Origin of the sequence: Achromobacter xylosoxidans A8, from assembly GCF_000165835.1 — a bacterium.
Lineage (GTDB): Bacteria > Pseudomonadota > Gammaproteobacteria > Burkholderiales > Burkholderiaceae_B > Achromobacter > Achromobacter xylosoxidans_B.
Window position 1 is genome coordinate 1432655 of the sequence record NC_014640.1, and the last position, 14591, is coordinate 1447245.

Here is a 14591-nt window from a genome sequence, read left to right on the forward strand (position 1 = left end):
AAAACAATTATCATTCAGGTTTTGGCGCTTCGCAATATTCAGGGGGCGATGTGAAGTCAGCAAGCAACAGCGCAAGCCCTGTTTCCATGGCTGGATCAGACGATTTCGATGGCGGCGATCCGCGCGGTCGGCTACGCGCGAAAAATAATTCCGCAAAAAACATATCCCTTTTCCGATCTCGTGCGGCAAGGGGTCTGAGAACTCGCGCCAGGCGCGGGACCCAGACCCCACGAGTTAGGAAAAGCATGCATCGAGTACGCCGTTCTTCCCCCGGACCTCAATCCCCATGGCGCTTGCGCCCGGCTGCGTTTGCGCTGCGTTGCGCACTGATCGGCCTGCCTGCTGCTACCGTCGCCGCTCCCGTGCAGAAAGCGCAGGCAGCCGCTCCCGCCGCGCCGGCAAGCGCCGCCGCGAGGTTGGACGATCCCACGCCGCGCAATTACGACATTGCCGCTGGATCGCTGGGCGCGGCGCTGGGCAGTTTCGCCAGCCAGTCGGGACTGCTCTTGTCGTTCGACCCGGCGTTGACGCGCGGCTTGACGGCGCCTGCCTTGGCGGGGCGCTACACGGTGCGCAGCGCCTTGCAATCGCTGCTGGCGGGCACGCAGTTGCGGCTAGTGCCGCGGCAGGACGGCAGCTACGCGCTGGCGCCTGCGCAGGGGGCGTCCGCCGGTGCATTCGCCTTGCCTTCGGTGCTGATAGCCGCCGACGCCCTGCCCGAGAAAGAGGTCTACCTCGCACCGCGTTCCTCCGTGTACCTGTCGAGCGAAGACATCGACCGCTTTGGCCGCGTTTCGGCTGGGGACCTGTTGAAAGGCGTGCCCGGCGTGCAGGTGGGCGACAGCCGCAACGGCGGCGGGCTGGACGTGAACATCCGGGGCATCCAGGGGCAAAGCCGCGTGGCGGTGCGGGTGGACGGTTCGGAACAGGCGCTGGACGTGTACCGGGGCTATGCGGGTACGCAGCAGCGCAGTTACATCGACGCCGACCTCATCAGCAGCGTCACGATCAACAAGGGCCCCTCGATCAAGTCCGGCGCCATAGGCGGTTCGGTGGAGATGCAGACCATCGGGATCCAGGACATCCTGGTGGATGGCAATACGTTCGGCGTGCGCCTGACGGGCGATGCGTGGAACAACGGCGTCGCGCCCGCCTATCGCGACCCGAACGCCCGCAAGGGGAGCCTGGCGTCTCCGCCGCACGACAGCCGGGGCAGCCTGTTAGGGTCGCGGGCGGAGTCCGGCAGCATCGCGTTGGGGTACACGAATGACAAGCTGGATCTGGTTGCCGCCTATGCGCGCCGCAACCAGGGCAATTACTTCAGCGGCAAGAACGGGCAGGACCGCTATCGCGTCTACGACAAATATGGCGACGAGCAGGACAGCGTCGCCACCGTGTACAACGCGGGGGAAGAAATACTGAATTCCTCGGCCGACACCGAGTCGATCTTGCTGAAGGCGACGATACGCCCGGCCGACGGCCATACGCTGAAGCTGGGCTATCGCAGCTTCGACGGACGCATGGGTGAGATCATGCCGTCGGACATCTTTCGCATGGGGACCGCGGGCATCTATCAGTACCCCTTGAGCGACACCAAGATCGATACCTACACGGCGCGCTACGACTTTCAACCGGCGGGCAATCCACTGGTCGACCTGACGGCCAACCTGTGGATGACCGATGCCAAGACCAGCCAACTGACTTCGGTGCTTGCGCCGGCTTCGCAGGCGTACCGTTCGGACCGCAACTGGACCCGGCAGGCAGACCGCCGCATAGGCGGCGACCTGGGCAATACCTCGCGGTTCCAGACAGGCGTGGGCGACTTCAAGCTGGCTCTGGGCGGATCGTTCCAGATCGAAGACATCCGCCCGCAGAAAGGCGTGGTCACCACGCAGCACGATATCAACTCCAACCGCATGCTGCGCGACGCCTCCAGGCAGGAGTTCAGCTTCAGCGGGCAGCTGGACTACAAGCCGACCGACAAGTTGACCCTGTGGGGCGGCGGCCGCTACAGCCACTACACCAACAAGGACAATGGCGTTTACGCGAGCGCGCGGCGCGAGGAGCGCGAGCTGCGCTACGTGTCCGTGTCCAAGCCGGGAGGCTGGGGCAACATGATGTGGTTCCCTGACCAGAACGGGCAGTACACCGACGCCACGGATCCCCGGCTCAATAACGGAATCGTATTCGGCAACACCAACAATCCTTATGAAGGCGTGCGGTTCGACGAATTCGGCGCGACCGAGACCCGCGCCTACCCGTCGCAAATCTCGGAGGTGGTCACGGGCTTCGGCTATTCCGGCAAGCAGCGCAGTAGCGGCGGCGGCTTTGCGCCGTCGGCGGGCTTCAATTTCGAGCTGGTGCCGGATACCTTCGTCTATGCGTCCTACACGCAGGGCCTGCGCCTGCCGTCCTTGTTCGAGACGAGCCGCGGAGTGCTGCAGACCGATCCGGGCAAGGGCCTGAAGCCCGAACGCTCGAACAGCTGGGAGGTCGGCGCCAGCACGCTGCGCGGCAATGTGCTGACGGACGGCGATTCGGCGGCCGTCAAGCTGGCGTACTTCAACAACAATATCAAGAACTACATCACCCGCTACTACGATCCCTCGCCAGGCATGAACGGCCTGATGCGGTTCAGCAACGCCGATAGCTACAAGACCAGCGGCCTGGAGCTGCAATCGCGCTACGACGCCGGACGCGTGTTTGCAGACCTGTCGGCCACTTACTACCTGAAGACCGAGACCTGCGATGCGGCGTTCGCGGCGCGCCTGCGGGCAGCTGCGAACAGATACCAGAAGACCGGCGATACGCCGAACTGCACGCCCGGCAGCTTCATGGGTTCCTATACGAACACGCAGAACCCGCCGAGACTGGCGGTGAACCTGACGACCGGCCTGCGCTTTTTCAATGAAACGCTGACCGTGGGCGGCCGCATGACCTACACCTCGGGCCCCACAGCCAAGGCCGATAAACCCTGGCAGACGGGAGCAACCACGCCGCAATTGGTCTACCACCAGGTCACGCTGTTCGACCTGTTCCTGAACTACAAGCTGCGCGAGCACACCGTTGTGAATGTCTCGCTGCAGAACCTGACCGACCGCTACTACCTGGATCCGCTGGCCATGAGCTTCATGCCCGCGCCCGGCCGCACGCTGCGCGTGGGGCTGCAGACCAGGTTCTAACCCGAGGAGCCAGCCATGACACAAGCATCCCCCACCCTTGCCGACCGGGCCCGGCGCCTGAAGGCGCTCACGACGTCCACGCACGATACCTTGGACCGCCGCATCATGGACGCCGGCATCTTCGACAGCCGCGAGCGGTATGCAGGTTTCTTGCGCGTGCAGTACCGGTTCATGCGCGATGTCGACGCGCTTTATGCGCGGGCCGACCTGGCGGCGTTGCTGCCCGATCTGAGCGAGCGGCGCCGCCTGGATCGGGTCGCACAGGACCTGGCGGACCTGGGCGCCGCCGCGCCGTCCGCGCCATCAGTCACCGGCGCCGCCACGCCCCTGCCGCATGCGCTGGGATGGTTGTACGTGTCCGAAGGCTCGACCTTGGGCGCGGCCGTTCTTTACAAGCTGGCCGGTAGCCGGCTGGGTCTGGACCGGGATTTTGGCGCGCGCCATCTGGACGGACATGCCGAAGGCGTGGCCCGGCATTGGCGCGGGTTCGCGGCGGCCCTGGACGCGGTGCCGCTGACGCCGGAACAGGAGCAACTCGTCGTAACGGGCGCCCAGGCTGCATTCGGGACAGTGCGCGGCTATGTCGAGCAGGAATTCGCGTGAGCCGCGCCTGGGCGCGTTGCGGCGCGCGCCCGCAGCGCGTCAGCCGTAGCGGGCCGGTGCGCGCCGCGTGGATGCTGCTGGGATTCCTGATGGTGGCGCTGGGCGTGATCGGCGCCCTGTTGCCCGTCATGCCGACGACCATCTTCCTGATCCTGGCGGCGGCATGCTTTGCGCGGTCCTCGCCGCGGCTGGAACGCTGGCTGCTGACGCATCCGCGCTTCGGCGCCACGCTCAGGCTATGGCGTGAACAAGGCGCGATCAGCCGCAAGGGCAAGCGCTACGCGGTGGCCGGCATGGCGCTGGGCTACGCCGGCTTTGCCTGGGGCGCGCATCCCGCCTGGTGGCTGGCCTTGGGCGTGGGGCTGGGCATGCTGGCGTGCGCCGGCTGGGTGCTGTCGCGTCCGGAGCCGCTTCAGTAAACTCCGGGCTGCCGCAAGGCGAACGCCGCTATTTTCATGCCTGCCCATCTCCATGCCCGCTTCCGACACGACATTCTCCGCTGCGCTTTGCACTCCGGTCACCGCCGCCGATGATCTGGACCCTCTGGAGCAGTTTTTCCAGCGCCCCGAAGTCAGCGCCTTTCTTGCCCAGGCCCGCAGGCCGGGGCAGGCTACCGCCAGCCTGCGGACCTGCGCCGGTCTGTTGCCCGCGCTGCACCCCGGCCGCGCTGCCGCCGTGGCCTTGATGTGCGGTTCGCTGGTGGAAGACGGCGCCGACCCGGCGATTCTCTTTCCCGTCCTGCAAGACCTGTTGCGGCAGTGGCTGCAAACGCTGAGCCCATATTGCGCACAGGAAGTCGAGGATGACGACGATGAGGTGGAGGAGGCCGACCGCAGGGCCTGGCTGGACGCCCGGTCAAGAATGGCCGATGTGCCGGCGGACCGGCGCTGGGAAGTGGAAGCCCTGCATCAGGCGGCGGACCTGCTGGTGCTGCCGATGATGACCATGGCGCTGCGCGACCGGGGCAATCACGCCGGCTTGGTGTCCGACACGGACCTGATGGCGCTGTTGCATCCCATGGCCACCAGCAACGACAGCCTGCCGTTCGAGAACCTGCACTATCTATGGCTGGCCTCGCAGCTGGGCTACGAGGACGAACTGGTGGTGCTGCTGCCGGCTTCCATGACGGGCTTTGTCGCGCGGGCGCATGCCGTCAACAACAACTTCCACGCGTTCACGCTGCTGCAGATCATCATCGGCGAGCACGCGCAGGCGCTGGGCGTGCAGCGCGAGATCGCGGCGCGCGAGCCGGACCAGGACGGCGATACCGCGGATTTCCAATGGCTGCAGGCCGATGCCTACGCCAATGGCGAACTGGTCGACGCCATGCGCTTTGCCTGGGGTGAGGCGTCGCTGCGCCACAACGCATCGCGCCATGGCAAGCGGGTGCTGATCGCGCTGGAGACGGATCAAGGCATGAAGCGCAACTGGTCGGGCTTCAACGGCGCCATGCACGAGGCGCAGCAGCCGTCCATGACGTTCACGCGCTATCTCACGCGTGCCGAGGTCGCGTCATACCTGGCCTGACGGCGCGACTGCCGCATCAAACCCCAAGATAGGCGCGGCGCAGCCCTTCATCGGCCAGGAGTTCGGCGCCAGGCCCCGACATGACGATCTCGCCATGCTCCAGCACATAGCCGCGCGCGGCCATGCTGAGCGAACGGTGCACGTCCTGTTCCACCAGCAGAATGGTGATGCCGCGCGCGTTGATCAGCGGCAGCTTGTCGAAGATGTCCTTGACCATGATGGGCGCCAGTCCGATGGACGGCTCGTCCAGCAGCAGGAGCTTGGGCGAAGTCATCAGCGCGCGGCCGATGGCCAGCATCTGCTGTTCGCCGCCGCTGAATGAGCGCGCGAGCTGCCGGCGCCGTTCGCGCAGGCGCGGGAACAGTTGATAGACCCAATCCAGATTGTCGCGGCTGCGGCGTTTGTCGCGGAGTACGTCCGCGCCGACCAGCAGGTTGTCCTCGACGTCCATGTGGCCGAACAGGCGGCGGCCTTCCATGACCTGGGCCATGCCCAGGCGCGCCACCATATGCGCGGGCAGGCCGCTGATGCGCTCGCCCAGGAAACGGACTTCGCCGGCCAGCGCGGGCAGGGATCCCATGACGGTGCGGATCAGCGTGCTCTTGCCGGCGCCATTGGCGCCGACCAGGCTGACGATTTCGCCTTCGCCCACGTCCATGTCCACGCCGCGCAGCACTTGCACATCGCCGTAGCCGGCGTCCAGTTGACGGATTTCCAGCATCAGGCGGCCTCCCCCAGATAGGCGCGCACCACCAGCGGATCGTTGGCGACCGCTAGCGGCAGGCCGTCGGCGATCTTGCGCCCCTGCTGGATGACAACGATCCGATCGGAGAGCTGCATGATGGCCTTCATATTGTGTTCGATCACCAAGACGCTGATACCGTCGCCGCGCAGCGACAGGATCAGCGCCACCATTTCCGCGGTCTCCACCGGCGTCAGGCCCGCCATCACCTCGTCCAGCAGCAGCAGGCGAGGCTGGGTGGCCAGGGCCTTGGCGACTTCGAGCCGCTTGCGGCCCGACAGGGTGAGCGTGCGGGCGACCTGATGCTCGCGTCCGGCCAGGCCGACGCGGGCCAGCACCGCTTGCGCGATTTTCTCGGCCTGGGCCGGGGCGCGGTGACGCAGGAAGGCGCCGATCATGGCGTTCTCCAGCACGGTCATATCGCCGAAGGGCTTGACGATCTGGAAAGTGCGCGCGAGCCCGGCGGCGCAGATGCGTGCGGGACCCTGGCCGTTGATGCGGGCGCCGTTGAAGCGGATCTCGCCGCTGCTGGGCGGTACGAAGCCGGAGGCCATGGCAAACAGGGTGGTCTTGCCGGCGCCATTGGGGCCGATCAGACCGACGATTTCGTCGGCGCCGACCGTGAAGCTGACCTCGTCCGAGGCGCGCACGCCGCCGAAGTTGCGACTGACACTGTGGAATTCGAGCAGGTTCATGGCGTGCCTCCCATGGCGGGGCCGGCAGCTTTCACTGGCGGGTCGGCACGGCGCCGCGGCGCACGGGCGCGGGCCAGTATCGCCATCAGGCCGCGCGGCTCCAGTCGGATGACGATCATCAGCAGGAGGCCGTACAACATCATGTCGGCCCCCACCATGCCGCCGGTCAGGGAGCGCGCCAGTTCTTCGCCGGGCAGGAGCAACAGGGCTCCCAGAACCGGACCCCATAGCGTTCCGCGTCCGCCGATGATGCAGACCACGGCGATGATGACGCTGAGGTTGGCGCCGAAGACCTTGTCCGGGCTGATGTAGAGCACGAACTGGGCATAGAAGGTGCCGCCCAGCGCGGTCATGGCCGCGCTCAGCATGGCGGCCGTGAGCTTGTAGCGTCGCACCGGCACGCCCAGCGCCATCGCTGCGTCCTGGTCATTGCGCACCGCCGTCAGACAGTAGCCGAAGCGGCTGCGCAGCACGTGGCGGTTGACCAGCAGCGCGGCGACGGTGAACGCCAGCGCCACCAGGTAATAGAAGGCCTTGCCGGTGTGCTGGAAGTACAGCGGCGCGTCGCGCAGCAGCGTGACTTCCATGCCGCGCGGTCCGCCCAGCAGGGTGTCGGCGTTCTCCACCAGGGTCTTGAGCACCATGCAGGAGGCAATCGTGGCCAGCGCGAAGTAAGCGCCGCGCAGTTGCAGGCAGGACAGCCCCACGACCAGCGCGGCGCCCATGGCCACGACGGCGCCCGCCCACATGCCCAGCCAGGGACTGATGCCCAGGTTCACGAACAGCCAGGTCGAGGTGTAGGCGCCTAGCCCGAAGTAGGCGGCGTGGCCGAGCGAAAGCTGGCCGGCGATGCCGCCCAGGATGTTCCACGACAGCGCCAGGTAGGCATACAGCAGCGTCATGGCGCCTACCGACAACAGGTACTGGTTGCCGCTGGCCAGCGGCAGCAGCGCCAGCACGCCCAGGGCGGCGATGGCGGCTGCCGAAGTCATTTTTTTCTTGGCCATCATTCGTTCTCCACGCCGAACAGCCCGCTGGGCCGGAAATACATGGTGGCGAGAAACAGCAGGAAGATGAGCGCCTCGGCATAGGTGATGGGGATCAGCTGGCTGCCGACCGATTCCAGCACCCCGACCAGGATGCCGCCCCAGAACGCGCCCGCCACCGAGCCTATGCCGCCTAGCACCACGATGACGAAGGCGCGCAGGCCGAAGATGTCGCCAACGAAGGGGTTGACCGGATAGAGCGGCAGCAGTAGCGCGCCGGCCGCGCCCAGCACCAGGAGGCCGATGGCGAACGAAAGCCGGTAGACGCGGGTGCTGTCTATGCCCAGCACGCTGGCGGCCTCGCGGTCCTGGCCGGTGGCGCGGATGGCGCGGCCGGTGCGGGTGTGGCGCAGGAACAGCACCAAGGCCGCCGTGATCAGGCAGGCGAAGAACAGGCCGGCGATCTGCGGATAGGTGAAGATCAGATCGCCAGGCATCCACACCTCGTTGGCCCAAGGCGCATCGATGGTGCGGCTGTCGGGTCCGGCCAGCGCCAGGAAGGCATTGTCCAGGAATATCCACAGGCCGGTGGTGAAGATCAGCACGCCGATCGGCTCGCGCGAGCTTTCCTTGCGGTAGATGCCGTCGATCAGCCAGCGCTGGCAGGCATAACCGACCGCGAACAGCGCCAGGGCCGTCAGCGGCATGGCGGCCAGCGGGTGCAGGCCAAAGTGGCTGGTCAGCGCGAAGCAGACGTACATGGACATCATCAGGAAGGCGCCATGGGCGAAGTTGATGATCTTCATGACGCCGAACTGCAGGCTCAGGCCCAGCGCGATCAGGCCGTAGACGGCGCCGCTGGCGATACCGCCCAGCAGCGCCTGGAGTAGGGTAGTGGTCAAGGAAGAGCTCCTAGCGATAACGGGGCGCCGCCGCGCCGGGTCGGTCAGGGCTGGGCGGCGGGCCAGACCATCTTGTACGACTTGGAAGCCAGGTTCTCCGGCCATACGGTGCGGTATTGGCCGTCGGGCGTGATCTGCTGCATGACGTAGCGCTTTTCGGGGTTCTGGCCCTTGGCGTCGATCACGATGTCGTAGCCCACCAGCTTGTTCAGATCGGTGCCTTGCAGCTTGGTCCGGGCCAGGGCGTCGCGGATGGCTTCGGGATCGGCGCGGCCGGCGCGTTCCAGCGCATCCTTGATGACCCAGACCGCGGCGTAGGCGCTGACCGAAAGCTCGTTGGGATCGACCTTGTAGGCGGCGACAAAGTCATCCCAGAATTTCTTGGCGAACGGGGTGGTGATGGACGACTCGTAGCCAGCCCAGCCGTTGGTGGTGTAGACATTACCCGCGATGTCCTTGCCGACCAGCGGGATGAAGGTGCTGTCGATCTGGCCGGCCGCGCTGCCCACGTAGGTCGAGCCGACCCGCATCTGCGCCAGCAGCTTGTGCAGTTGCACGGCATCGGCGCCGTAGGAGGTCACGGTGACGACGTCGGGCTTCTTGCCCTTGATCTTGAGCACCAGCGGACGCAGGTCCGGCGAGTTGGGCGGATAGCCCTCGTCCAGCACCAAGTCGATGCCAGCCGCCTTGAACTTGGCGCGCAGCGTATTGGCCATGTCCTGGCCCCAGTCGGTGTTCTCGTAGACCATGGCCACCGTCTTGGCGGGTTTGCCGGTGGTCTTGCCGGCATAGTCGATGAAGTCCGCCATGCTCTCTGCATTGCCCGAGGCGGGAATCTGCGTGGGGCGGAACACATACTTGAAGCCGCGCTCGGTGATGTCGGCCTTGGCGGCCAGGTCCACCACCCATGGCACGCGGTTCTTTTCCGCGACGGCGGTAGCGGGGAAGGTCACTCCGCTCTGGAAGGCGCCCAGCAACACCGGCGTTTTCTCGCGCGTGATGAGGCGTTCGACTTCGGTCATGGCGACCTTGGCGTCGCCGCGGGTGTCCACTTCGACCAGTTGCAGTTGCGCGCCGCCCAGCGCCTGGATGCCGCCGGCGTCGTTGATGTGCTTGACGGCGAGATGCGTGGCGCGCGACATGTCCTTGCCGATGGAGGCGGTCGCGCTGCCCGAGAGCGGAATCAGGTAGCCGATCTTGACGGGCTCCGCGGCTATGGCCGCGCCATGGACCAGCAGGGTGGCGCCGGCCGCGGCGAACAGGTGCCGCAGGGCGGCCGGGCGATAGGGAAAGTTCGTGCTCATGAGGATTTGTCTCCAGTATTTTTGTGATTTGTTTGTGCCGCGTCGCAATCAGCCAGGCGAACCGCCGATTGCGGCATGCGTCGCACGCACCAGGCGGTGCGCGCGTTCATCGAGCAGCACCGTGCGGCCCATGCGGTTCATGGTGTAGGCAAATGAAAGCCGGCGCTGCGGCCAGGCGAAAGCCAGCGATCCGCCAGCGCCCGTATGGCCATAGGCCTGGTCGCCGAAGCAGGCGCTGTCCAGGCCTAGCGCGCGGTTGTCCATCTGGCGCATGAAGCCGCAGGCATAGCGCGAGGGCACGCGCAGGCAGGCGTCGTCATCGGTCCGCGCTGACAGGGCGGTGGCCGTGACCAGGGTGTCCTCGCGCAGCAGGCGCACGCCGTCGCGCGCGCCGCCCAGCGCCAGCGTGCCGTACAAGCGCGCCAGGCTGCGCCCGTTGCCAATACCGCCTGCGGCGCACAGCCCGGCGGCGTGGCCGGCGCGGCTATTGAAGCCGGACGGACGCCAGCCGCCAGTGTTCTTGGCGTACAGCGCGGTAGGGCTGTCGGGCTCGTCCTTCAGCGACTGCTCGAAGGGGCTGAACGGCGCTTGCGGTGCGGGCGGCGGCACGATCGGCGCGACCCGCGCTTCCTCGGCTTCCGGCAAGCCTATCCAGAAGTCCAGGTCCAGCGGCTGCGCGATGTGGCGGCGGAAGAAATCGCCTGGCATGCAGCCCCCCAATCTGCGTATCAGCTCGCCAACCAGCCAGCCGTAGGTCAGGCCGTGGTACGCCACGCGTTCGCCCGGGGTCCAGAAGGGCGCGGCGGCGGCCAGCCGGCCGGTCATGCCCTCCCAGTCGAAAGCGGCATCCGCGGGCAAGGGCTCGCGCAGCGCAGGCAGGCCCGCGGTGTGGTTGAGCAGCATGCGCGGGGTGGTGTCGCCCTTGCCGGCCGCGGCATATTCGGGCCAGTAACGGGAAACCGGCGCGTCCAGGTCCAGTTCGCCTGCTTCGGCCAGCATATGGGCGCACAACGCTGTGGCCGGCTTGGTGTTGGAGAACACGATACAGACCGTGTCGCGTTGCCAAGGTCGATTGCGCTCCGGGTCCGTCCATCCGGCCCACAGATCGACCACCGGATAACCGTCGACCTCGATGGCGACGGAGGCGCCCAGTTCGCCGTCATCCTGAAAGTTGCGCGCGAAGGCCTCGCGCACCGGCTCGAACGCGGGATCGCAATAGCCGTGGATGGCCGGGGCCACGCCGTCTGGCGCTTGGGGCAAGGTGGCGGTGGCCATGTTCAGCGCGTCAACGGCGCGCGCGCGCCGTAGCCCAGCAGGTAGCGCGCCTCGTTGGATAGGGTGGCGGCGACGCCTGCTGGCAGCGTGCTGGTGAAATCCGCGAAGCCGCGCAGCCAGGAAACGTTGTAGTTGCAGAGTATGGCGCGACGCTCGCGGCCGGTATGGTTCGGGCCGGAGCGGTGCCAGGTATTGGACAGCCAGATCGCGACCGAGCCGGCGGGAGCAGTCAGCGTGACTTCGCCGTCCAGCGGGCCGCTGCCCCAGGGCGGCGACTTGCGCAGCTTGTGGCTGCGCGGCATGACGCGGGTGGCGCCGTTGTCGGCGGTGAAGTCGTCCAGCATCCAGACGTTCTGCAGGGTCAGCGGGAATTCCGGCAGCGGCTCGGCGATCTGGCCCAGCGGCGCGTCCACGTGCCAGGCGCCGCCGCCCGTGCCGGGGCCGATGCTGGTGGCCTGGAAATCGTGCAGGTTGCAGTCCTGGCCCATCACGCTGCGCACCATGGGCAGCACCACCGGGTGCTCGATCAGCGGAATCATGTCGGGCGCCTTGTTCAACAGGTTCCAGACGCGTTGCGACTTGTCGTCGTCGAACAGGGTGGGCAAGTGCAGGAAGTTCTTCGACACTTTGTTGATGGGAACCGGCCAGCGCGTGTTTTCGTTATCGCGGCGGTACTGGTGCACGCGCGCCACCATGCGCCGCGCTTCCATGTCGCTCACCGTGTAGTGGCGCTTATAGTAGGCCAGGATGTCGTCGTCGTCTTCGTGCCGTTCATCGTCCAGCGGGAATGGATCGGCGCGTTCGGCGGCCATCAGGCTGGCTACGCGTTCGCGCGCCTGTTCCAGCTGTCCGGCGTCCAGCACGTTTTCAATGACGGCATAGCCTTCTTCGGCGAGCTGGTGTTGCAGCGCCTGCATATCGAGTTGCTTCATGTTCCTCCCCTTGTGTTGGATGTCACTGCGAAATCGGGCTGGGCGCGGCCACGGGGGCCAATGCGCTGCGCGCGAGCTTGCCCACGCTGGTGCGCGGCAAGGCTTGCGCCGCGCCGATGCAGCGCGGCACCTTGTAGCCGGCCAGATGCGTGGCGCAATGGGCCTGCAGGGCGTTCGTGTCCAGGCTCTGGCCGGGTGCGGGCGTGACCCAGGCGTGCACCACCTGTCCCAGCCGCTCGTCGGGCACGCCGAAGGCGGCGGCTTCGCCAACCTCGGGACGCGACAACAGCACTTGCTCCACTTCCAGCGGATAGACCTTGAAGCCGCCCACGTTGATGCAGTCGTGCCGTCTGCCTTGCAGATGGAGATAGCCTTCGTCGTCCAGAACCGCGACATCGCCGGTGTAGAACCAGCCTTCGCACAGGGCTCGCGCTGCGTCCGGAGCGGGCTGGCGGTAGCCCGCCATCACATGGGGACCGCGTACGCGGATTTCGCCGGGCTGGCCGGGCGGCAGCAGCCGCTCGCCGTGGTCCAGGTCCACGATCTGCAGTTCGCCGCCCGGCACGGGCAGGCCCACTGAACCCGGTTTGCGTGGGCGGTGCATGGGATTGAACGCCAGGCATGGACCGGCTTCGCTCATGCCGTAGCCTTCGTAGATGGGGCAGCCGGCGCGCTGCTCGAAGCGTGCCAGGGTCTCGCGCGGCAGCGGCGCGGCGCCGGAGAAACAGGCGCGCAGGCTGGCCAGGCGTTCCAGGCTCAGGGCCGGGCTCAGCAGCAGATCATGGAAAATGGCGGGCGCGCCCGGCAGCAGCGTGACACGGTGCGTGGCGATGGCCTCTATGGTGCGGGCGGCGTCGAAGCGCCGCATCACCACCAGCTCACCGCGGGCGTGCAGACTGAGGTAGAGCGACATCGAGACTGCCGACACATGGAACAGGGGCATCACGCAGAGCACCACTTCGGCCTCGCGCCGCGTTGGCAGCCAGGCTTCGCGCTGTGCGATGTTGTACGCGATCTGCCGGTGCAGGATATTCACGCCCTTGGGGCGGCCGGTCGTGCCGCCGGTGTATTGCAGCGTGGCCAAGTCCTCGTGCCGCGGCAGGTCTGCGGGCAGCGCGCAGGCTTGCGGCAACATGCCGAGCAGGCCGGCGCCGTTGCCGGTGCAGAGGATGGCGCCGGCATCCAGGGCGGGACACAGGGCGCCCGGGTCCAGCTTCACGCTGTCGTCATGCAGCAGCATGCGGGGCGCGGCGTCTTCCAGCATATAGGCCAGTTCGCGTTCGCGGTAGCCGGGGTTGAGTGGCACCGCCTGGGCGCGCAGCGCATGCACGGCGAAGGTGGCGACCGCCAGGTCCAGAGAGTTCTGCATCAGCAGCGCGACCCGGTCGCCGGGCCGGACGCGTTCGCCCAGACGGCGCGCCAGCGCTCCGGCCAGGCCGGCGTATTGCGCGTAGTTCAGGCGCGAGCCTTCGAAGGACAGGGCGGGAAGATCGGGCGTTTCGCGGGCGGCGTCGCGCAGCAAGTGGACCACCGAATCCGGGACCGCGGGCAGGGAGGGAACGTTCATGTCTTGCGCTCTGCGGCCTTGCGGGCGGCCTTGGCATCGCTGGCCTGCCACACAGTGGGCCGGCCTTCGCCGCCCAGCAGGGTGATGGGATCGGCGTTGTCGATATGGCCGTACTGCCCTTTGTAGATGCTGTAGCCGCACAGTTCCTGCAGACGGCGCGGGAATCGCCGCACCATGTCGGCCGGGATGCCGAGCTGCAGGTTTTCCTGCTGGCGTATCCAGCCGGCGCAGTAGTAGCAAGACAGCGCGTAGCGGCGCGCATTGCTGTTGTTGGCGCCGCCTTTGTGCCACAGGGCGCTGTCAAACAGCATGACGCTACCGGCCTTCATGGTGGCCTGCGCGGTCTCTATGTCCTGCGCGCCGTAGGGCGGTGAAGAGTCGTAGCGATGGCTGCCGGGCACGATGTGGGTGGCGCCGTTTTCTGCGGTGAAATCGCTCAGCGCCCAGATGGCGTTGACCGCCAGCGGCGGGCGCGGCCGCGGCAGGGCCAGCTGCTGGGTGTCTTCGTGCAGGGGCTGGGCGCCTTGCCCGGGCGCCAGCGTCAACGAGCACAGCGAGGACAGCAGCAGTTCGCGGTCCAGCAGACGTTCGGCCAGGGCCAGCACCTCGGGTTGCAGCGGCACGTCCCAGAAGCACGGATCGTAGACCAGCAGGTTATTGATGCGCACCGTCTTGCGGCCTTCGAACGAGGTCTGGGCGTAGCCGAGGTTGTGCTCGGCTTCGATCCGGATCAGGGCTTCCTGCAACTGGCTGACCTGCTCGGGTGGAATGATCCCGGGCAACACCACGAAGCCGTCGCGTTCAAAGGCTGCGATCCGCTCGTCGAGCGGTTCGGGCGTGGTCATCTTTTGTCTCCTGATGGGGCCTGGATTCGAG

Annotated in this window: 13 protein-coding genes; 4 read left to right on the forward strand and 9 right to left on the reverse strand. The window is 66.9% G+C overall.

Features of this window, described 5'->3' with window-relative positions:
• Positions 1–245 precede the first annotated feature (245 nt).
• From AXYL_RS06760 to AXYL_RS06775, 4 genes are all read left to right on the forward strand, one after another.
• The gene (locus tag AXYL_RS06760; RefSeq protein ID WP_041652608.1) at positions 246–3182 is read left to right on the forward strand and encodes a TonB-dependent receptor; all 2937 of its coding nucleotides are present in this window, start codon (positions 246–248) and stop codon (positions 3180–3182) included.
• Positions 3183–3197: 15 nt separating this feature from the next.
• Positions 3198–3785, forward strand: coding sequence for a biliverdin-producing heme oxygenase (locus AXYL_RS06765; RefSeq protein ID WP_013392048.1), 588 nt, complete (start codon positions 3198–3200; stop codon positions 3783–3785).
• Between the two features lie 71 nt (positions 3786–3856).
• Entirely contained in the window at positions 3857–4204 is a 348-nt protein-coding gene (locus AXYL_RS06770; RefSeq protein ID WP_013392049.1) for a YbaN family protein, read from the forward strand.
• Between the two features lie 52 nt (positions 4205–4256).
• Positions 4257–5312: a hypothetical protein gene (locus tag AXYL_RS06775; RefSeq protein ID WP_013392050.1), complete on the forward strand. Its 1056-nt coding sequence runs from the start codon at positions 4257–4259 to the stop codon at positions 5310–5312.
• 16 nt (positions 5313–5328) lie between these two features.
• Here the strand turns inward: AXYL_RS06775 and AXYL_RS06780 are convergent, their stop codons facing one another.
• The 9 genes from AXYL_RS06780 to AXYL_RS06820 are packed head-to-tail and all read right to left on the reverse strand — an operon-like array spanning position 5329 to position 14560.
• On the reverse strand, positions 5329–6033 hold the full coding sequence (locus tag AXYL_RS06780) for an ABC transporter ATP-binding protein (RefSeq protein WP_013392051.1): 705 nt from the start codon (positions 6031–6033) through the stop codon (positions 5329–5331).
• A complete protein-coding gene (locus tag AXYL_RS06785; protein ID WP_013392052.1) occupies positions 6033–6749 on the reverse strand; it encodes an ABC transporter ATP-binding protein in 717 nt (238 codons plus the stop codon). Before AXYL_RS06785 ends, AXYL_RS06780 begins: the two co-directional genes overlap by 1 nt.
• Positions 6746–7759 (reverse strand): branched-chain amino acid ABC transporter permease, encoded by a 1014-nt coding sequence (locus AXYL_RS06790; RefSeq protein WP_013392053.1) that lies wholly within the window; start codon positions 7757–7759, stop codon positions 6746–6748. The genes AXYL_RS06785 and AXYL_RS06790 overlap by 4 nt, the downstream gene beginning before the upstream one ends.
• A complete protein-coding gene (locus AXYL_RS06795; RefSeq protein ID WP_013392054.1) occupies positions 7756–8637 on the reverse strand; it encodes a branched-chain amino acid ABC transporter permease in 882 nt (293 codons plus the stop codon). The genes AXYL_RS06790 and AXYL_RS06795 overlap by 4 nt, the downstream gene beginning before the upstream one ends.
• Positions 8638–8681: 44 nt before the next feature.
• Positions 8682–9941, reverse strand: coding sequence for an ABC transporter substrate-binding protein (locus AXYL_RS06800; protein ID WP_013392055.1), 1260 nt, complete (start codon positions 9939–9941; stop codon positions 8682–8684).
• A 48-nt stretch (positions 9942–9989) separates the two neighbouring features.
• Positions 9990–11216, reverse strand: coding sequence for a serine hydrolase domain-containing protein (locus AXYL_RS06805; protein ID WP_013392056.1), 1227 nt, complete (start codon positions 11214–11216; stop codon positions 9990–9992).
• A 2-nt stretch (positions 11217–11218) separates the two neighbouring features.
• The gene (locus tag AXYL_RS34030) at positions 11219–12148 is read right to left on the reverse strand and encodes a phytanoyl-CoA dioxygenase family protein (protein ID WP_013392057.1); all 930 of its coding nucleotides are present in this window, start codon (positions 12146–12148) and stop codon (positions 11219–11221) included.
• 22 nt (positions 12149–12170) lie between these two features.
• Entirely contained in the window at positions 12171–13715 is a 1545-nt protein-coding gene (locus AXYL_RS06815) for a class I adenylate-forming enzyme family protein (protein WP_013392058.1), read from the reverse strand.
• Positions 13712–14560, reverse strand: coding sequence for a phytanoyl-CoA dioxygenase family protein (locus tag AXYL_RS06820; RefSeq protein ID WP_013392059.1), 849 nt, complete (start codon positions 14558–14560; stop codon positions 13712–13714). The genes AXYL_RS06815 and AXYL_RS06820 overlap by 4 nt, the downstream gene beginning before the upstream one ends.
• Between the last annotated feature and the right edge of the window lie 31 nt (positions 14561–14591).

Bases quoted from the DNA above. Each gene is read 5' to 3' on its own strand.
- AXYL_RS06760 (WP_041652608.1), top strand. From the start codon at position 246: ATGCATCGAGTACGCCGTTCTTCCCCCGGACCTCAATCCCCATGGCGC.
- AXYL_RS06765 (WP_013392048.1), top strand. From the start codon at position 3,198: ATGACACAAGCATCCCCCACCCTTGCCGACCGGGCCCGGCGCCTGAAG.
- AXYL_RS06770 (WP_013392049.1), top strand. From the start codon at position 3,857: ATGCTGCTGGGATTCCTGATGGTGGCGCTGGGCGTGATCGGCGCCCTG.
- AXYL_RS06775 (WP_013392050.1), top strand. From the start codon at position 4,257: ATGCCCGCTTCCGACACGACATTCTCCGCTGCGCTTTGCACTCCGGTC.
- AXYL_RS06780 (WP_013392051.1), bottom strand. From the start codon at position 6,033: ATGCTGGAAATCCGTCAACTGGACGCCGGCTACGGCGATGTGCAAGTG.
- AXYL_RS06785 (WP_013392052.1), bottom strand. From the start codon at position 6,749: ATGAACCTGCTCGAATTCCACAGTGTCAGTCGCAACTTCGGCGGCGTG.
- AXYL_RS06790 (WP_013392053.1), bottom strand. From the start codon at position 7,759: ATGATGGCCAAGAAAAAAATGACTTCGGCAGCCGCCATCGCCGCCCTG.
- AXYL_RS06800 (WP_013392055.1), bottom strand. From the start codon at position 9,941: ATGAGCACGAACTTTCCCTATCGCCCGGCCGCCCTGCGGCACCTGTTC.
- AXYL_RS06805 (WP_013392056.1), bottom strand. From the start codon at position 11,216: ATGGCCACCGCCACCTTGCCCCAAGCGCCAGACGGCGTGGCCCCGGCC.
- AXYL_RS34030 (WP_013392057.1), bottom strand. From the start codon at position 12,148: ATGAAGCAACTCGATATGCAGGCGCTGCAACACCAGCTCGCCGAAGAA.
- AXYL_RS06815 (WP_013392058.1), bottom strand. From the start codon at position 13,715: ATGAACGTTCCCTCCCTGCCCGCGGTCCCGGATTCGGTGGTCCACTTG.
- AXYL_RS06820 (WP_013392059.1), bottom strand. From the start codon at position 14,560: ATGACCACGCCCGAACCGCTCGACGAGCGGATCGCAGCCTTTGAACGC.